Below are 17,893 nucleotides of genomic sequence, written 5' to 3'. Positions count from 1 at the left end.
TTTCACTAAAATACTTCATCAGCACCGGCAGATATCACCGCAATTACATCCAACCGCTTTATCGATTTTTACCGGCATGGATTCAACAACCTTTTCAACCAGATGCGAAAAGGCTTTAATTGCCGGGCTTTCCGCTTGTGAGGAGAGATACGGTTTTCCATCATCGCCGCCGATCACCACCAGTGGATCCATGGGAATTTTGCCAAGAAAAGGAATACTGAATTCCCTTGCCGTTCTCTCACCGCCACCCGATTTGAAAATCTCAACCGTTTCGCGGCAATGGGGGCAGACAAAACCGCTCATGTTCTCCACAAGGCCGACAATCTGCATTTTTACATGTTTACAGAAATTAATGGATTTTCGGACATCGGCCAGTGCCACTTCCTGGGGAGTCGTAACAATCAGTGCATAGGCATCTTTTATGGTACTCGAAACCGTCAGGGGTTCATCTCCGGTTCCCGGAGGCGCATCAACAACCAGATAATCGAGCTCACCCCAGTCAATATCCGAAATGAACTGACGGATGGCCTGGATCTTCAAGGGTCCGCGCCAGATAATCGGATCATCCCGGTCTGCCATCATGTACTCCAACGAAATAACACTCAAATTATCATTATATTTCATGGGCGGAATAAGCCCGCCCTTTACCTCTACATCGCTCAGACTCTGAGTCAAATTAAGCATCCGGCAGATATCCGGGCCATGGAGATCAACATCAATAAGACCGACCTTATATCCCCTGTTGGCAAGCCCCAGGGCAAGATTGGTGGAAACCGTGCTCTTCCCCACTCCGCCCTTGCCGCTCATTACGAGTATCTTGTTTTTGATTTTATCCAGTGATGATTTTATGATCATATTCTGCATGGCAATTTTCGCATCAGGCGAACCACAGGTGCCGCCTTTGCCTTTACTGCTGGGACAGCTCTTTTTATCACATGCTTCTGACATTTAAATAAACCTCCTGAAATAAAGCTCAACTGAAAAAATTACGGAAAGAGATATCCGGGTCTTTGATTTTTATAATTATAGAAAATTTTCACTTCCGGAACAGGTAACCCTATATACAGTAATGCCGGATGATTGAAAAGCCAAAATAAAATACAAAATCAACTGAATCATTGAAGCTTCAGCCGCAGGAAAACCCAGGGAGATCTTTAATAATCCAGGTCGTCCAGCCAAAGAGAATGTACTTAATTTGTTATGATCAATAATACCAGTTATTTCCATTTTTCCTTTTGACACCTGACACAAGCATCCGTATACTTAAAATTACCATGCCGCATTAAAAACCGCTGAATGCCGTTGGAGATTCGTTAACCTGAACCGCTGGTATTATAAAAAGGTGAAAGATGGAGAATCAAGTACCCGAAGATGGAATTATCAAACAGATAGCAAAATTGATAGACCAGATTGAAACCAGCGGTTCGACACTGACATCCATCAAAAGCATTGTTACCGGAATTCTTGGGATTATAAACAGTCCTGATTCAAGCCCCAACGACCTCAAGGAACTCATAGAGATCGACCCTCCCCTGGCAGCTAAAGTCCTGCGGGTGGCAAACTCTCCGTATTATGCCTCGCACCGGACGATAAGTGATATTGACCAGGCCATCATCTGGATTGGGTTTGATGCCCTGCAGGAAATCGTCCTCACCCAGAAATTCAGTGAAATTTTCAAAAACGGTACGGAATCCTATGGTTTTTCTCTGGAAGCATTATGGAGACACAGTCTTGCCGTAGCCCTGCTTTCAAAAATTATTTATCGCAGGGAATACGGCGAAAAGGGCAATAATGCCTATGCCGCCGGCCTGCTTCACGATATTGGCATCATTGTTGAAGAGCAATTCCGCCACGACCAATTTAAAAAAATTCTCAAAGCCTACCATGAAAGCGGCAACAACATCACCAAAGCGGAGAAAGATATTCTCGGTTTTGACCACGCACAGTTAGGAAAAACCCTTGCCGATCACTGGAATTTCCCCCTTGAACTGGTTACCGCCATCGGTTGTCACCACAACCCGGATAAGGCTGAGCAGGAACATGTGAGACTGGCAAGTACTTTGTATGTTGCGGACTTTCTCGTTTTAAAAAACAATCTGGGTTTCTGTGACGCCGGGGTTAATGACTCTAAAAAATTTGCCGAAATCGCCAAAAGTCTGAAACTTACGACGTTTTCAATCAAAGCTCTGCTTGCTGTTCTCCTTGAAGATCTTGAAAAAATGGAAGACAAGGGAGGGTTTATTAAATGAGCGGCAGCAAACATCTTGAGGATTTACAGGAGAGAATCCGGGAGCTTGAAACCGACGTCAGGCATCTCAATAACGAACTGCGGCTCACCAGAAACGAAACCGGAGACGCCGCAAAAAAATATTTTGATATCCATTTCAAACTCGATCAGAAGGTCAAGGAGCGCACCCGGGAGCTTGAAAAATCCAATAAAAATCTAAAACTGGAAATAAAGTCCCGCAAGAAGGCGGAAAAAGAAAGAGAAAAACTCATTACCGAACTTCGCAAGGCTCTGGCTGAAATCAAGACTCTCCGGAATATTATTCCCATCTGTTCAAAATGTAAAAAAATTCGTGACGATCAAGGTATATGGAACCAGATCGAGGCATATTTCAACAAACATGCCGACGCCAGATTTACCCACGGTCTCTGTCCGGACTGCATCCATAAGCTTTATCCTGAACTTGATATAGATGATGCGGATCTCATCCAAAAATAACTCCCGATGACCCCATACCTTCTTGTGCCGATTATCTTTCTCGGAGCGGCTTTTACCCAGGGAATCTCCGGATTCGGTTCGTCTCTGGTTGCCATGCCGCTGCTGCTGCTTTTTCTGGATGTAAAAACCGCGGTCCCTCTCTGTGTTCTCTGCAGCCTGATCATTACCGGCCATTTAACCATGAGACTCAAGAGTCACATGGAGATTTCCAAAATTCTGCCATTATTCATCGGTTGTGTTCCCGGGGTGTTTTTAGGCACGATTTTTCTTAAAAATGCAGATCAGAATATCATTAAACTGCTTCTTGGAATAATGCTGGTTTGTTATGCGGGCTATGGACTGTTTATCAAATTACCCGATCTTGTCCTGCACCGATTCTGGTCGTACCCGGTGGGATTCGCAACCGGGGTGATCAGCTCGGCATTCAGTGCCGGCGGACCGCCGACCATCATTTACACAACACTCAGCGGCTGGGCAAAAGATACGATCAAGGCAACTCTTTCCGGTTTTTTTCTGCTCACCAGCCTGGCCATTATTACGGTCCAGGTATCCACAGGCCTGACGACAATCACCGTTCTCAAGCTTTTTCTCAGCGCCGCGCCGGCAGTGGTGATCGGCACCTGGGCCGGGCATTTTTTCTATGACAAAATTTCTCCCAAAACCTATATCAGGACCATCCTCATTCTCCTTGCCCTCATGGGAATCATGATGATATGGTCAGCAATCTGAAATTACTGCGGGTTTATCCATGGAAGATCAAAAGCATAAAGACAAGAAGCCGGAACCCTCCTTTGCCTGCGCAATTTGCGGCCGCATATTCCCCATGAGTGAGCTTGCAGATGCCTGTTCCGGCGAACCGCTCTGCAAGGACTGCTATGCCGAGAAAGAAAGCTGCGGCTGCGCTGATTGATATTTTTCATGAGGAGATTTTTTTTGTGTAAAATAGATGGTTTCGCAGGTTTTCTGCTCCCGACAGAAAAACCGATGCCATGAACCTTACTGACACTCACGCCCATATCTGCGATCAGTCCTTTGATGCGGACCGGGACCAGATTATCCGGCAAGCCGAAAACGCCGGGATATCCCATATCATTGCCGTGAGCGAAACCCTTGATGACATCAAAAAAAACCTCACGCTTGCCGAAAAATTCCCGCAGATCCTTGTGGCAGGCGGCCTTTGCCCTGAACATCTCGACCTGGATCAGACAGAAAGCATTATTAATTATATCAGAGATAACCGGGAACGGTTCATTGCCATTGGTGAAGTCGGGCTTGATTTCTGGATTGTTCAGGATGATTCGCAAAAAGAACTTCAAAAAGAAATTTTCGGAAAATTCATTGATCTGGCGATCAAACTCGATCTGCCGTTAAACGTTCATTCTCGATCCGCTGGCAGGCAGGCGGTGCAGCTTCTTCTTGAAAAAAATGCCAAAAGAGTCCAGATGCATGCCTTTGACGGCAAATACTCTGCAGCTCTGCCGGCAATAGAGGCTGGATACTTTTTCTCAATGCCGCCCTCGGTGAACAGATCACCCCAGAAGCAGAAACTCATCAAACGCCTGCCCCTTTCCGTGCTTCTTCTCGAATCAGACAGCCCGGTTCTGGGGCCGGACCCAAAAACACGAAACGAACCGGCAAATCTGCTTATCGGACTTGAAGCCATTTCCAAACTGACAAAAAATCCCAGGAAAAAAGTAATCCAGGCGGTAATTGAAAACACCTCCAGGCTCTACGGAATAAAATAACCTGGATTATTCTCTTGAGAGCTCCCGGCATTTTTCCGTTGTCCAGGGCACAACGGTTACATCTTTGAAGGTCTCCCCGCCGCGCCAGACCCGCATATCAATTGTATCACCCGGCCGGACTTCGGTATTGAGCAGGATCGCAGCCGGGGCAATATTGACAACGCTCTTACCGTTTATTCTGATGATGATGTCATCAGGCCTTATCCCGGCTGCGTGCGCCGGCCCGCCGACCATGACGCTTGCGGCCAGGGGAAACACATCTTTGCTGTTGGTGGTAAAAGGTATCCAATACAGCCCGGAACATCCCTGCCAGAGCTTTCTCTGATTGAAACTGAGAGTTCCGGATACATTTTTGGGCAACCCTTTCAGGGCAATGCTGACGATCCTCTGGATGGCTATTGACGTACTTCTTGAACCCACATTTACACTGGCCCGGCCGGTGTAGAGCAACTTTTGGGAATCCGGTTCAAACAGGGAAACAATCATCTGGGATGTCAGGGCTGTAACTATTTCACCGTCTTTACGGCTTTCCCTTCCGGGACGGTCCTGGATGTCCTCTTCGCCATCAACCATGCGGCCTGGGATTCCGGACGGATTAAACAGGTTGTCCTGGGGCTTGTATACATAATCCTTCAAAGGCAATCCTGCCGGCATCATCCCCAAACCATCGGAGGCCAGAAACGGATTCAAATTAAGGCCCGGCGCATCATCCACCCGGCCGACAACCGTCACGAGAAAATCCGGTTTCCGGTCACCGGCAACCGGGGTATACCCCAGATACATCAGGTATGATCCGACCATGAATCTGATTACCTGACCTTCATTGCCATTCAGTTGATTCAAATCATTCCTGCCTTCCGGTGCAATAATTGCAAAATACTCTTTCCGGTCAAAATCGGTCAACGGATCAAGATTGAAGTCATTTTGAATTGTCTCACTGGCAATTACCGTATGGCCTAATGGATTCTCGCGTGCCCCGAATTCATTGAGCATTGTGACCGCCTGGGGTATTTTCATTTCCTTCGCCCACATGAGATGGGTGAAGCCGTAATTATCTTTACCATCCAGGTCCGCGCCGTTGAGCAACAGCAGTCTAACGGTTTCCCGGTGGCCGTTCTCAAGGGCAGGTCTTAAAGCCGTATGCCCACGGGCATCCTCCTCCCAGATATTCGCCCCTTTATCAATGAGTAATTTGATAATTTCAGACTCGCCGATATTCGCCGCCCACATCAAAGGGGTGAGCATGGTGCCGCTGTTTGGTTTTTTATTAACGGATGCGCCCAGATCCAGAAGCTTTTTCACCATGGAAATATTTCGGTTGGTAATCGCTGCAATAAGTGGCGTCTGTTCGAATTCAGTCACAGCATTGAGATCCGCGCCCATTTCAAGAAACAGGTCAACTATATCCGGATGGCCGTAGCGCGCCGCTTCATGAAGTGCATTTCTGGCGTTATAAGCCATCCCTGCTTTAACAAAAAGCTTCACTGAATCCAAATCACCCTTTTTTACGGTATCAAGGTATCCCTCAACGGAAAAAGCAAGCCCACGCTTTTCAAGCTCCTTGAGATTCCGGATATTTTCCCCGTCCTTTATCGCCAATCGAAGCAGCTCGGCTATCGAGATATGCCCCTTGCTCAGTGCAATCCCCAGAGCTGTATGGCCGTCCTGGGTTTTTGCGGCGGGCGAGGCTCCTTTATCAAGAAACAACTTCACGAGTTCTTCCTCGCCCCGGTCCGCAGCAGTCATAAGCGCCGTAAAGCCTCGTTTGTCGGCAACATTAAGATCCACGCCTTTTTCGAAAAGTATGTTCAGCAGATCACTGTCGCCGCCTGCCGCCGCATACATCAGGACAGTAATTCCCCGATCATCAGTGGCATGTGGATCTGCGCCTTTTTGAAGCAATAAATTCACAATATCCGGGTTTCCTCCGAGGGCGGCGGACATCAGCGGGCTCGCTCCGTCCTTGCTGCGCAAGGAAGGATCAGCGCCCTGTTCGAGAAATAACTCGACAAAATCAATTTCATCTTCACGTGCCGCCCACATGAGAGGCGTCTGGCCGAACGCATTCGATAAATGAATAGATGCCCCCTTTTCAAGGAGGAGCCGGGCGGTTCCCTTAAAATGCCCCTTGATCGCCAATATGAGTGGGGTGCCGTATTTATCCGATGCATTGATATCCGCACCGCTTTCTATAAGAATCCTGGCAATTTCAATATACCCCTTGACCAGAGCAAAACCGAGACATGTGGCCCTTCCAAGTTCGTTGCTTGCGATATTGGGATCAGCGCCGTTTCTGACCAATATTCCAACAACGACTTTATTGTTCTTCTGCACCGCAAAAAATAACGCAGTCATCATATCATTATTCACTGCATTGACTGCTGCTCCGGCTTTCAGCAATAATTCGACTATCCGCGGGAACCCCTTGTAGGCCGCATCCATAAGCGGTGTAATGCCGCCTCGTTCCTTATCTGCGGTGTTTACTTCCGCGCCTGCCTCAACAAGCAGTTTGACAATTTCGTAATAGCCCTTGTCAGTGGCAAGCGCCAATGCCGAGGTCTCAGTTTTTTGGTCCCAGCGGGAGTTAACATCCCAACCCGCCTTTATAAAAAGATCCACCAGGCGAATCTTTCCATCCCGGATCACTTTATAAAAATCAGCCGCTTCATAGTGTATCTTCCTGCGGCCTTCGATTACGTCATCAATAAGTTCGTTTTCAAGCTCCCGTCGATATTGTTCTTTGGTATGTAGTGATCTGCTCTTCTCGTCGGTCTTGTCCCAGAGCAATCTCACCAGATTTCCATATCCACGATCAGAAACTATTTTAAGCGCCGACACCCCGGCTTTATTCAGTATGTTTGGATCAGCACCTCGATTGATTAACATGGAAACCATCTCTTCCTGATCAGGATTTTTCTCCATAACCGCATAAATCAGCGCGGTATTGCCGATATCATCCTGGAGGTTTAAATCCGCACCGTTATCAGCCAGGATCGAAATAACTTCATGGGTCTTTTCACTCTGTGCATGAATGGCGGCAACAACAGCCGTTAACCCGCCGCTGCCAGTGGCATTTATATCGGCGCCATTTTCAAGGAGCATCTTTAAAACTCCAACCTGAGTTCCATAAGAGGCCATTATCAAAGCGGTCATTCTCCGACCATCCCTTGCATCAATTTCCATCCCGGCCTGAATAAATAGATTAAGGATGTCAAGATTACCCGTCTTTGCAGCCTCAGTGAAATTATCTGCGGTATATTCGATTCCCCGCCGGGACAGCTCTTCCCTGAAATTGTTGATCTCCCCGGCGCCGCATAAAAGAAAAAGCCCCAGAAGCACCAGGGCGCAACAGAGCGACCGTGTTTTGAGTGTGTGTATAATTATCCGTGATTTCATTAAGTTACATGAGTAAAATTATTATTGGAAAAAAATATTAACCCCAGAATCTGAACAGTTTACGCAGGGAATACAGCTTACCAGACAAGCCCGAGTGCGATCAACCAATTTACTTTTATCCTAATTGCTTGACACAAGCGGCTTTGGAGATATGTTGTATGTGCCTTTCGCATTTCTCAATACATAAAGGAAAATCACTATGCCATCGACACCCAGGCCTCTGATAAATAACGCCTTTGACGGCCACATGCACAGCAAACTCTGCGGTCATGCCGTGGGTGAAATGGAGGAATACGTTGTCGCGGCAATCGATAAGGGCCTTTCCGGAATCAACTTCCTGGAGCATCTGGAAATAGATATTCGCTATTTTGAAAAAACCTGGCTCTCGGACGCCGAATTCTCCTATTACGTCAGTGAGGGCAAACGTCTTAAGAATAAATACAAATCGCAGATACAGGTCGGCACCGGCATAGAAGTCGGTTTCAATCCAAACCGCGTGCCGGAAATCAAAACATTCCTGGATACATATGACTGGGACCTGATTGGCATTTCTTATCATTTTCTCGATACCGCTGAAAAATACCACCTCAACATGGTGAGCAGCAAAAAACAAAACCTTGATGCGGCGCTCAAATACGGGCCGGAAAAAATTGTTCTCGCCTATTATGAAGGCTTGAGGCAAGCGGCATCAATTCTGCCGGGAACAGTTCTCTGCCATCTGGATGCGGTCTTACGCTTTTTACCGGAAATACCGTTGACCAACGAAATCTGGGACAGGATCATGGATGTCCTTGATGTTATAAAAAACCGGGGAATGGCCCTTGAGGTCAATACCTCAGGGTATCGGATTCGTGACGAACCCTTTCCTGCCATCCGCCTGCTCCGTGAAGCAGTAAGAAGAGAAATACCTCTTTCACTTGGTTCTGATGCCCATAAACCAGGAGACGTCGGCCGCTATTTTCACCGTCTGCCTGAGCTCGCGGAACAACTAAGAGATGATGGATGAGATAAGATGGCAGGAAGTAGATTTAAGGCGGATCTCAGAATTCAGACCTACCGGAATCAGGTAAGATCCAATTCCGTTTTAACATTGTTCCGGCCGGATTCCTTGGCCAGATAAAGCGCTTTGTCGGCTCTATCAACAACTGAATCAACCGTGTCTTTTAAATTGATAAACGAGACTCCCAAACTGGCGGTAAGTTTATCCAATGCTTCGCCGGTTTTATTATTAGTGATTTTCTTAACGGACAGCTGAACCCGTAATTGCTCGGCAACGATCTTCGCATTTTCAAGTGAAGTGTTTGGCAAGAGGACGATGAACTCCTCACCACCATATCGGGCCGGGAAATCACTGCCTTTTAAACACCTCCGCAACAGTGTTCCGGTGTAATGAAGCACCAGATCGCCGACCTTATGGCCATACTTGTCGTTGAATTTTTTGAAAAAATCAATGTCCAGCATGATAACCGCGAAAAATTCCCTTTCTTTTTTGTAAATTTGCAGCAATTCATTGATTTTTCTATCAAACGCCAGGCGGTTATTGATTGTTGTCAACGCATCAATTAATGCATCTTTTTCAGTTGCCTTAAGTTGCTCCCGTAAATGTTCGGTCTGAGTTGTTGCCTGCGTAAGTTTGTCCTGGAGTTTCTGGCTTGATGCAGCCATCTGATTTGTGTCCGCAACAAGCTCCTTCATTATCTCTTTAACGCTTGATATTTCATTTGCACTATTTATTTTGTTCACATAATTTTCTAATTTGTCACCATAGGTAGAAGTGATGTCACCGGTGCCGATAAGTTCGGTAAAGATATTCTTGATGATTTCCTGTGTTTCTTTATGGACTTGATTAATTATCCTTTTTTCATCATTATCATCAGCTCCGACGATATGTTTAAAGTAGAGGCTTTCAACTACTTCCTGAGAAAAATATTGGGCCGAAGAAAGCATTTCATCGATATCTTGTATCAAGTCCTTATTGTCGCCGGAAAAATAGTCATACAGGAGATGATATGCCTTGGGAGTCAGGAAAATGTCGATCTTTGATGCCGCGGCAAATATTTCTTTGGGGATCTTGGTGATTGCGGAATTTGTGGATTGTTTGGTCATTTCTAAAAAACTCTGCGCGAAATTAGACAGAAGACGTAATCAAATCAAATATTTTTTTCATAGCAATAAAGATATATTTTAAACAATAACTGATCCATAAATGAAATGCCAGAAAATCGATTTTGGTACTGATCTCAAAAAAATTCCGGTAACCCAGAAATTCTGAAAACCACCAATCACTTCCCCGTGCAGATATCAACTTTGCTCAATAGTAAACAAAATAGATGCTAAAACCATCAAAATGATTTAATAGTCATATTTTCAAATAGTTAACTACTTGAACAAAATAGTTTCGCTGATAATAATTCCGGCATTTCCCGCAACTCGGAATTATTAGTTTATAGTTTTTTACATACCAGTGTGGATTACGTCTATTAATTTTTTCAATCTGGAGAAGGTACCATTCATAATCAGTCTTCATACAAAAGTGACAGACAAGAAACCAAACTCCCCAGGTCTGTCAAATTCGCTTTTAGTCTGTATCAAATCCTTTGGAGTATTGCCATTCCTTTCCTGAGCCGAAACCAGCGGCTCAAATTCGGTTTGCAGGAACGACTTCTGGAGGTAAAACCCGCGGCCGCAGATCTCTGGATTCAGGCAGTTTCTGTGGGAGAAGCCTTTCTGGCCTGGGAACTTGTCAAAAATCTCGACCCGGAACAGCCTCTGCGGATTCTTATTACGACAAATACCAATCAGGGCATGGAAATCCTGGATAAAATTTCCAGTGAGGTCATCAGGAATAAACCTAATCTGACCCTGCAGACAGCCTATGTTCCTTTTGATAAACCGTCACTCATGGCCAAAGCCCTGGAAGCCATCCGACCCAAAGTCATGGTCCTGCTTGAAAGTGAAATCTGGCCTGGTTTATTGCAAAGCTGCAAAAAGAATAACACCAAAATACTCATAATAAACGGCAGAATGACTGCCAAAAGCCTGAAACGCTACTCAATCTGGCCGTCATTCTGGAAACATCTGCGCCCCGATTTGATACTGGCGATGTCCAGTGATGACGCCGCTCGTTTTGCAACTCTTTTCGGCATCGACAGAGTGCAGACCATGCATAATATCAAATTTGACCGGATCACCGATACCCAGCAGACCGAAGATCCAGACAACCCGCTCACCAGGCTCATCCCGCCGGATGAAAAATTCATCGTCCTCGGTTCTGTCCGCAAGGAAGAAGAGCCGGATATCACCAAGCTGATTTGCCATATCAAGCAGAAAAATGGCCGGGTAATTATCGGCATCTTTCCCAGACATATGCACCGTCTGGAAAGCTGGAAAAAAATTCTTACCGACCACTCGCTACCATGGCTGTTACGCTCTCAGGCGCAAACTGAAATCGCCCCGGGCAGCATTATACTTATGGATACCATGGGGGAATTATCCTTTGGCTATAAACTTGCCGGGGCAGCCTTTGTAGGAGGGAGCCTCGCACCTTTAGGTGGGCAGAATTTCCTGGAACCCCTTACATGCGGTCTGCAACCGGTCATCGGTCCTCACTGGTCGAATTTCTTCTGGATCGGACAGGAAATTATCGACCAGAAACTTGTTGACCAGCAGCAAGACTGGCTGGCCGTCTCAGAGGCTCTTCTTGAAAAAATAGACAAACCTCTGTGGCGGGAAGAGACCCGGAAGGCTATAATGAATTACGTTGAAAATCGGCGGGGGGGATCTGTACAGGCATGTAAAGCGATAAAAGATCTTCTCAAAGACTGAAGGCTCTTGCCAACTACCTCAAATGATGACACATTAATGAAAAACACTATCCCTGAATGTTATGGCATTATTCCCACCCGATATGCTTCTTCACGTTTTGAAGGCAAGCCTCTGGCATTAATCCTCGGGAAACCGATGATTCAACATGTTTATACCCGGGCCTGTCAATGTCCCCTTCTCAAAAAAGTCATGCTGGCAACAGACGATGACCGTATATTTTCCGTGGCCCGATCACTTTCCATTCCAGTGCTGATGACCAGTAGCAGCCACACCTGCGGCACAGAGAGAGTCCTTGAAGCGGCCAGGCTGCTGGGAGTGCCTGATGACGGCGTGGTTCTCAATATCCAGGGAGACGAACCGGCCCTTGAACCGGAAATGCTCACAAGCCTGATCAATCCTTTCAACTCTCCTGACGTGCTGGTCACCACCCTTGCCCACAGAATCAACACCAAAGAGGCGCAGGATCAGGATCTGGTCAAGGTGGTTTTCGGGAAGAAGAATCAAGCGCTCTATTTCTCCAGATCCCCCATTCCCTTTCCGCGGGATGATAAGGATGAGAGTTATTACGGGCATATCGGTCTCTATGGTTTCAGGATGAAAACCCTGGAACAATTCGTTGCCCTGGATAAAGGCATTCTTGAAACAAAAGAGAAACTGGAGCAGCTTCGCTTACTGGAAAACGGCATTCCCATCCAGGTAGTCACCACCACCCACAAGGGTTATGGAGTTGACCGGCCTGAGGATATTGCCATTGTCGAGGAGATACTTAGAAAAAACTGAGCGGCGAAAGGAATTCCAGCCACGGGAGAGCTCTCCACATGCAAGGGCTGTTTCACTGTATTATCTTCACTGGTTTACGCCCCGGCAGATAAGCGCAAGACTTCGAATTTCAGAGAATGTCCATCGCCTTGCCTGCCCATGATCATGAAACATTCAACCCTCATATTTCATGGTGACCTTCCCAAGCTCCTGAAGCATCGATTCAGAGGGGAAAACAACATCCAATATGCAAAAGACCGTCCGACTTCAATCAAAGACGTCATTGAATCCCTGGGAATCCCGCACACTGAAATCGGCCAAATACTTACTGACAAAAGCGAGATTGATTTTGCTCAAAACATCCAGGATCTGGATGAGATCCACATCTTCCCTTGCATGCCGCCGGTGAATCTTCGCATCCCCAGCCTGTTACGACCTGGGACCATTGAAAAAACAGCATTTATTGTTGACGTAAATGTTGGAAAACTTGCAGGACTGCTCAGACTCTGCGGATTTGATGCAGTCACGGTGGAGAACCAGGAGGACGAGGCAATTGCCCGAAATGGCTGTCATGAGAATAGAATTATTCTTACAAGGGATAAGGAGCTTCTTAAAAGAAAAATCGTCATGTTTGGCCGGCTGGTGAGAAACACCGAACCAATTGGGCAGCTCAAAGAAATCATCACCCTGTATGACTTGCATGACGAGATCAAACCGTTTTCACGGTGCATGCACTGTAACGGCATGCTTGCTGCCGTTACAAAAGAAGAAATCATCCACCGGCTTGAACCTCTCACCAAAAAGTACTTTGATGTGTTCCAGCAATGCCGTTCCTGCGGCAGAATTTACTGGCCCGGCTCACACCATGAAAAGCTTCAGGCGTTGATTGATGCGGCCCGGAAATAAAAGAGGGGGAATAAGTGAAGAAAAACATGAAAAAATTTGTATGGTTGTCAGCCTCGTTGAAAGTTGATCTTCCCATAAATGTTCTTTGAGAAAGGTGGAATGCAAAAATGTAGTGGCTGCCCAGCCCTGTTTAGCTTTCAATTCTGTAAAGATACCAGTTCCAACCTGAAACTCCCCCATAAGGATAGGTTTTTTCCAAGCGAAAGGTACGATGCCCCTCTCGATCATGCAATCTGGTCTTCGGCTGATGTTTCGGATCAGTATTATGCAATACCAGCCAGGTTGGACCGCCCTTTGGCCAGTTTTCCCGGTCAAAATAAATCACCTTATATTCTTTGGGTAAATATCGCATATAAAAGGCCAGAACCTTTGGAATACGAAAATCGTTGTCGCTGCCGACGAAGATATCAGGTCCATTATTCTGTTCCGCCATATAATTCAACGCAGCAAGAGAACCGCCCCGTCCAAATACCAGAAAATTCATGCTCATGGAGAGGTGGCCAATGCTGAACACAACAAGCATAGCGATGGCAAACCTCCTGCCTGCCTTGCCACCGTCCTGATGCATTTTTGCCAGAACCCGGCCCAGCAAGAGGTAGAAAAAGGGGAAACAAACCAGAAAATACCTCGGACAAAGATATTGCGGTCTCAGGACAATGATGCTCAGGGCGGGAGCCGCAATAATCGCAAGCAGAAAAAAAACCCAACGGTCATCGCCAACTCTCCAGAGAAAGAAGAGGCCAAGGCCGGTGAGCACACAGAAGATACCAATCCCCAAAAAATCCGGGAAGTAACCAGCCGGCAATCCCAGGGCTAACAGGGCAGTCTGGTCCAGGACCTCGGGCAGGCTGAAAACCTCCCACCCTCCCATAATAAGATGCCGCACATGCACCAGATAAAGAAACATGAGAAAGAAAAGCGGCGGCCCGTGCCATTTCATCAGGATCGCAAAAGATCTGGAACTCAACCCGTTACGCTTCACGGTTGAAAAAAATGACATGAGCAGTATTGCCAGATAAATAAAGCAGTAGGTCAGATGGGACAAAGCACCCAAAAAAACCGCCAGCCAGAAGCAAATCATCGTCAGGGTGTTGGGGCGCTTTTCGATAAGCAGAAAGGAAAGGACCGCGAAAAATACGGCCGGCGCGTATCCACGGGCTTCGGAAGAATAGACGATGAGTGGAAAGGATATTGCCGTAAGCCAGACGACCAGGCCTTCCTCAAAGAGGCTGTGAAAACATGCCAACCTGCCGATAAGTACCACAACAGCAGTGCCGGTAACGATGGAAAGGAGCCGGTACCAGAGCCAGTTGTACTGATCCCCAAGCAGATAAAGATAAAGCGTATTAAGGATGTGGTTGTTGTCATGGTGGGCGGTAAAAATCAGCCCCCACATTGAGTCGATCTGGCGGGCAATATTATAGGACCAGATTTCGTCGAGCCAGAAATCGTTCATCGCTGCGGCGAGTCTGACTATGCACGCCAGGAGAACGACAAGGACAAACCCCTGTTTCTGCAAGACAGCTTTTCTCGTGTCAATCACCTTTGTCGGACTCGCAAAAAGCGCTCGTCGGAGGCGCATACCGCTTCTAATTTATTGAAATCATTGCGGCGACAATTCAGCATCCGACTTTTTGCGAGATTGTCAACTTTCAAAACCACCGCGCTTACCCCATCTTTCTGTTCACGGGAGCATCGAATCACAACAACTGCATCAATGGCCCCTCCCTTGATTCCGTCGTAATTTATCAGCCGAGCTTGATGATCAATGGAATAATGTGCCGGCTCTTTGACTGGGAAATGGTGTTGCCAAGCTCCCAGCCGCTACATTTGGCCTTGCCGCCCAGCAGAGTCTCAACTTCCGCAACCACACCTTTTATGTTGATCACCGGATGTCTTGAAAAAACCTCGGGTAAGCCATAGGTAAGATTGCAGGCCAGACATTTTCCCGGCCGTTCCAGCAAATGCAGTTCAAAGAGGAGAGCATCTGCCCTACTGCCCTTGTATGCAAGCTTAATATCGTAAGAGCCTTCGCTGGCATCGCCGAACAGCGCATCAAAGAAACCATCCGCCCGCTCAGCCGGGAAAAGCTCACGCAATTTTTCCTCAGTAAACAATCCATCGATATCATCTAGTGCCATGGCAGAATATTCCTCACGATTTTTTTGAGAGCCCATGATAAGATAACTCACAATGCCTTGCAAGCCCTTATTTTTACGGAACATAATCCCTTGGCAAAACAAAACAGAAAAGCAGGGTAATCCTTGATCCACAATCATTGCCTCCGCCCCTCCCCTGTGGTACATTGCCGGCCATGCAACAATCACTTTTTTCTTCAGGTCCATCTCCGGCAAAATCCACAGCCTCGGTTATTACCCGCCAGGCCCTCAATGAAGCCCAATACCAGGCGGTAACCAGCAAAGACGGGCCGGTGCTGGTGATTGCCGGAGCCGGAAGCGGCAAGACCCGCACCCTGGTGTACCGGGTGGCATTTCTTGTTGAACAGGGGATTTTGCCGGAAAATATTCTGCTGCTCACCTTTACCCGGAAAGCAGCTCAGGAAATGCTGCATCGTGCAAGCCTGCTCCTTGACGAAACCTGCCGGCAGGTCACGGGCGGCACATTCCATGCCGTGGCCAATCTGCTTCTCAGACGATACGCGGGCATCATCGGCTATCCGAACAATTTCACCATTCTCGACCAGGCTGATGCCGAAGGGATTATCAACCTGATCAAATCATCTCTTGAGCTTGGCGGCGCCGGCAAACGCTTTCCCTCCAAACGGGTGATCATCAATATCTTCAGCCGCGCGGTGAACAAGGCCATCAGCCTTGACGATGTCATCGAGAATCAATACGCCCACCTTTCGGAATACTTTGATGACCTTGTCCGCATCCGTGATCATTATAAAAAATTCAAGATGGAACACGGCCTGATGGATTATGACGATCTGCTGGTCAACTGGCAGACAATCCTTGCCGATTACCCGGAAGCCCGGCAAGAGATTGCCGCGAGATTTCAATACATCCTGGTTGACGAATACCAGGACACCAACCCGATCCAGGCCAGAATAGTCAGGCTGCTCGCCCACAAGCACGATAATGTCATGGTGGTTGGTGATGATGCGCAATCGATCTATTCTTTCAGGGGAGCGGATTTCAGAAATATCATGGACTTTCCGTCGATATTTCCTGGGGCAACCATCGTCAGGCTTGAAGAGAATTACCGGAGCACCCAGAAAATCCTTTCGACCACCAATGCGATCATCGACAATGCCAGGGAAAAATACACCAAAACCCTGTTCAGCAATATAGAAGGTGGCGACACGCCTGTTCTTTTCGGGGCGCGGAATGAATCCGAGCAGGCCCGCTTCATTGTCGAGACAATTCTTGCCATACACAAGAAAGGTACGGCGTTGAATGATATCGCGGTGCTTTTTCGATCGGGATTCCATTCCTACAAACTGGAACTTGAACTTGCCAACCGGCAGATTATCTTTGAAAAGCGCGGCGGCCAGAAGCTCACCGAATCGGCCCACACCAAGGACGTGCTCTCATACTTACGGATCATCACCAATCCCAGTGACAATCTTTCCTGGAACCGGATTCTCCTGCAAATCGACAAGATCGGCCCCAAGACCGCCGGAAAAATACTGGAATACATCAAGGGCTCCGAGGATCCGACGGCAGCGCTGGCCCGGTACCCAGGCGGTGCAAAATGGCAGCATGGACTGCAATCGTTAAGCGATGTCCTTACCGCTCTTTACGACCCGAACCTCTCCCCGGTGCAGCAATTTGATCTGGTAATGGACTATTACCGGCCGATTTTTGAAAGAATATTTCACGATGATTATCCGCGCCGGAGCAAGGACCTTGATCAATTGCGGGAGATACTTCAGGGCTACGAATCCCTGCAGGGCTTTATTGATGATACGGCCCTTGACCCGCCTGCTGCAGGAGACATGGGAACCCTTGACGATGACCGGATGATCCTCTCGACCATTCACTCGGCAAAAGGCCTTGAATGGGACACGGTATTTATCATTCATCTCACCGAGGGTAAATTCCCCCCGGCCCAGGCCTTTCTGCCCGAACATTTTGAAGAAGAACGCCGCCTGCTCTATGTCGCGGCAACCCGCGCCAAGAACCGGCTCTTTCTCACCTATCCCAGAGAAGTCATGTCTCCAGAACATTATATGACCATGGGAACCATCTCGCCCCTTGTTGCGGAGATTCCGCCATCCCTGCTCAGTAAACCGGGGGCTGCCGGCGTTGATTTTCCCAGGGAAAAGACCGCTGCTGACCGGCCAATTCCGCAAAATGACAGCAAGGATGAATTCGCTGTGGGCGCAAGCGTCCGCCACCCTTTTTTCGGCGAGGGCAAGATCCTTTCCCTGGCAGGACCCCGAACCGTAAACGTATTTTTTAACCGCCATGGCAACAAAACACTGCACCTTGATTATGCCAAACTGGAGCATGTTTGATACATGAATTATCAGGCCCTCATTAATACAACTGAAACTTAACAATCACCGCCT

16 protein-coding genes are annotated in these 17,893 nt (G+C 47.5%); 10 read left to right on the top strand and 6 right to left on the bottom strand.

Going from position 1 to position 17,893, the window contains the following annotated elements:
• Positions 1 to 18: 18 nt before the first annotated feature.
• On the bottom strand, positions 19 to 948 hold the full coding sequence (locus KKE17_00515; protein ID MBU1708464.1) for an Mrp/NBP35 family ATP-binding protein: 930 nt from the start codon (positions 946 to 948) through the stop codon (positions 19 to 21).
• Positions 949 to 1,023: 75 nt separating this feature from the next.
• Entirely contained in the window at positions 1,024 to 1,227 is a 204-nt protein-coding gene (locus tag KKE17_00510; GenBank protein MBU1708463.1) for a hypothetical protein, read from the bottom strand.
• Positions 1,228 to 1,349: 122 nt separating this feature from the next.
• Here KKE17_00510 and KKE17_00505 point away from each other — a divergent pair, with 122 nt between their 5' ends.
• The 5 genes from KKE17_00505 (at position 1,350) to KKE17_00485 (ending at position 4,470) form a co-directional block, all read left to right on the top strand.
• Positions 1,350 to 2,249, top strand: coding sequence for an HDOD domain-containing protein (locus KKE17_00505; GenBank protein MBU1708462.1), 900 nt, complete (start codon positions 1,350 to 1,352; stop codon positions 2,247 to 2,249).
• The gene (locus tag KKE17_00500) at positions 2,246 to 2,725 is read left to right on the top strand and encodes a hypothetical protein (protein ID MBU1708461.1); all 480 of its coding nucleotides are present in this window, start codon (positions 2,246 to 2,248) and stop codon (positions 2,723 to 2,725) included. The genes KKE17_00505 and KKE17_00500 overlap by 4 nt, the downstream gene beginning before the upstream one ends.
• A gap of 6 nt (positions 2,726 to 2,731) precedes the next feature.
• Positions 2,732 to 3,454 (top strand): sulfite exporter TauE/SafE family protein, encoded by a 723-nt coding sequence (locus tag KKE17_00495; GenBank protein ID MBU1708460.1) that lies wholly within the window; start codon positions 2,732 to 2,734, stop codon positions 3,452 to 3,454.
• A 19-nt stretch (positions 3,455 to 3,473) separates the two neighbouring features.
• Positions 3,474 to 3,635 (top strand): hypothetical protein, encoded by a 162-nt coding sequence (locus tag KKE17_00490; GenBank protein ID MBU1708459.1) that lies wholly within the window; start codon positions 3,474 to 3,476, stop codon positions 3,633 to 3,635.
• Between the two features lie 79 nt (positions 3,636 to 3,714).
• The gene (locus tag KKE17_00485) at positions 3,715 to 4,470 is read left to right on the top strand and encodes a TatD family hydrolase (protein ID MBU1708458.1); all 756 of its coding nucleotides are present in this window, start codon (positions 3,715 to 3,717) and stop codon (positions 4,468 to 4,470) included.
• Between the two features lie 6 nt (positions 4,471 to 4,476).
• On the opposite strand, the gene KKE17_00480 is transcribed toward KKE17_00485, so the two are convergent.
• Positions 4,477 to 7,866 (bottom strand): ankyrin repeat domain-containing protein, encoded by a 3,390-nt coding sequence (locus KKE17_00480; protein ID MBU1708457.1) that lies wholly within the window; start codon positions 7,864 to 7,866, stop codon positions 4,477 to 4,479.
• Between the two features lie 199 nt (positions 7,867 to 8,065).
• Between KKE17_00480 and KKE17_00475 the strand changes: the two genes are divergently transcribed.
• Complete coding sequence (locus KKE17_00475; GenBank protein MBU1708456.1) at positions 8,066 to 8,872, top strand: histidinol-phosphatase; 807 nt, start codon at positions 8,066 to 8,068, stop codon at positions 8,870 to 8,872.
• A 56-nt stretch (positions 8,873 to 8,928) separates the two neighbouring features.
• On the opposite strand, the gene KKE17_00470 is transcribed toward KKE17_00475, so the two are convergent.
• Positions 8,929 to 9,972: a diguanylate cyclase gene (locus tag KKE17_00470; GenBank protein MBU1708455.1), complete on the bottom strand. Its 1,044-nt coding sequence runs from the start codon at positions 9,970 to 9,972 to the stop codon at positions 8,929 to 8,931.
• A 543-nt stretch (positions 9,973 to 10,515) separates the two neighbouring features.
• On the opposite strand from KKE17_00470, the gene KKE17_00465 reads away from it, so the two are divergent.
• The 3 genes from KKE17_00465 (at position 10,516) to KKE17_00455 (ending at position 13,356) form a co-directional block, all read left to right on the top strand.
• Positions 10,516 to 11,691: a 3-deoxy-D-manno-octulosonic acid transferase gene (locus tag KKE17_00465; GenBank protein ID MBU1708454.1), complete on the top strand. Its 1,176-nt coding sequence runs from the start codon at positions 10,516 to 10,518 to the stop codon at positions 11,689 to 11,691.
• A gap of 36 nt (positions 11,692 to 11,727) precedes the next feature.
• Complete coding sequence (gene kdsB, locus KKE17_00460) at positions 11,728 to 12,471, top strand: 3-deoxy-manno-octulosonate cytidylyltransferase (protein ID MBU1708453.1); 744 nt, start codon at positions 11,728 to 11,730, stop codon at positions 12,469 to 12,471.
• Between the two features lie 144 nt (positions 12,472 to 12,615).
• On the top strand, positions 12,616 to 13,356 hold the full coding sequence (locus KKE17_00455; GenBank protein ID MBU1708452.1) for a Mut7-C ubiquitin/RNAse domain-containing protein: 741 nt from the start codon (positions 12,616 to 12,618) through the stop codon (positions 13,354 to 13,356).
• Positions 13,357 to 13,486: 130 nt separating this feature from the next.
• On the opposite strand, the gene KKE17_00450 is transcribed toward KKE17_00455, so the two are convergent.
• Positions 13,487 to 14,938, bottom strand: a complete 1,452-nt coding sequence (locus KKE17_00450) for a hypothetical protein (protein ID MBU1708451.1) — start codon at positions 14,936 to 14,938, stop codon at positions 13,487 to 13,489.
• A gap of 166 nt (positions 14,939 to 15,104) precedes the next feature.
• Complete coding sequence (locus KKE17_00445) at positions 15,105 to 15,497, bottom strand: pancreas/duodenum homeobox protein 1 (protein ID MBU1708450.1); 393 nt, start codon at positions 15,495 to 15,497, stop codon at positions 15,105 to 15,107.
• Between the two features lie 173 nt (positions 15,498 to 15,670).
• Between KKE17_00445 and KKE17_00440 the strand changes: the two genes are divergently transcribed.
• Positions 15,671 to 17,839 carry an ATP-dependent helicase gene (locus tag KKE17_00440; GenBank protein ID MBU1708449.1) on the top strand — a complete coding sequence of 723 codons (2,169 nt, stop codon included), beginning with the start codon at positions 15,671 to 15,673 and terminating at the stop codon, positions 17,837 to 17,839.
• The last annotated feature ends 54 nt before the right edge of the window (positions 17,840 to 17,893 follow it).

It is taken from the genome of Pseudomonadota bacterium, from assembly GCA_018823135.1.
Lineage (GTDB): Bacteria > Desulfobacterota > Desulfobulbia > Desulfobulbales > CALZHT01 > JAHJJF01.
This window is presented reverse-complemented; position numbering and strand designations above follow the sequence as displayed.

Coding starts and splice junctions, on each gene's coding strand:
- KKE17_00485 (MBU1708458.1), top strand. CDS start 3,715: ATGAACCTTACTGACACTCACGCCCATATCTGCGATCAGTCCTTTGAT.
- KKE17_00445 (MBU1708450.1), bottom strand. CDS start 15,497: ATGGCACTAGATGATATCGATGGATTGTTTACTGAGGAAAAATTGCGT.
- KKE17_00440 (MBU1708449.1), top strand. CDS start 15,671: ATGCAACAATCACTTTTTTCTTCAGGTCCATCTCCGGCAAAATCCACA.
- KKE17_00500 (MBU1708461.1), top strand. CDS start 2,246: ATGAGCGGCAGCAAACATCTTGAGGATTTACAGGAGAGAATCCGGGAG.
- KKE17_00510 (MBU1708463.1), bottom strand. CDS start 1,227: ATGGAAATAACTGGTATTATTGATCATAACAAATTAAGTACATTCTCT.
- KKE17_00515 (MBU1708464.1), bottom strand. CDS start 948: ATGTCAGAAGCATGTGATAAAAAGAGCTGTCCCAGCAGTAAAGGCAAA.
- KKE17_00470 (MBU1708455.1), bottom strand. CDS start 9,972: ATGACCAAACAATCCACAAATTCCGCAATCACCAAGATCCCCAAAGAA.
- KKE17_00450 (MBU1708451.1), bottom strand. CDS start 14,938: ATGCGCCTCCGACGAGCGCTTTTTGCGAGTCCGACAAAGGTGATTGAC.
- KKE17_00490 (MBU1708459.1), top strand. CDS start 3,474: ATGGAAGATCAAAAGCATAAAGACAAGAAGCCGGAACCCTCCTTTGCC.
- KKE17_00505 (MBU1708462.1), top strand. CDS start 1,350: ATGGAGAATCAAGTACCCGAAGATGGAATTATCAAACAGATAGCAAAA.
- KKE17_00495 (MBU1708460.1), top strand. CDS start 2,732: ATGACCCCATACCTTCTTGTGCCGATTATCTTTCTCGGAGCGGCTTTT.
- kdsB (MBU1708453.1), top strand. CDS start 11,728: ATGAAAAACACTATCCCTGAATGTTATGGCATTATTCCCACCCGATAT.
- KKE17_00455 (MBU1708452.1), top strand. CDS start 12,616: ATGAAACATTCAACCCTCATATTTCATGGTGACCTTCCCAAGCTCCTG.
- KKE17_00480 (MBU1708457.1), bottom strand. CDS start 7,866: ATGAAATCACGGATAATTATACACACACTCAAAACACGGTCGCTCTGT.
- KKE17_00475 (MBU1708456.1), top strand. CDS start 8,066: ATGCCATCGACACCCAGGCCTCTGATAAATAACGCCTTTGACGGCCAC.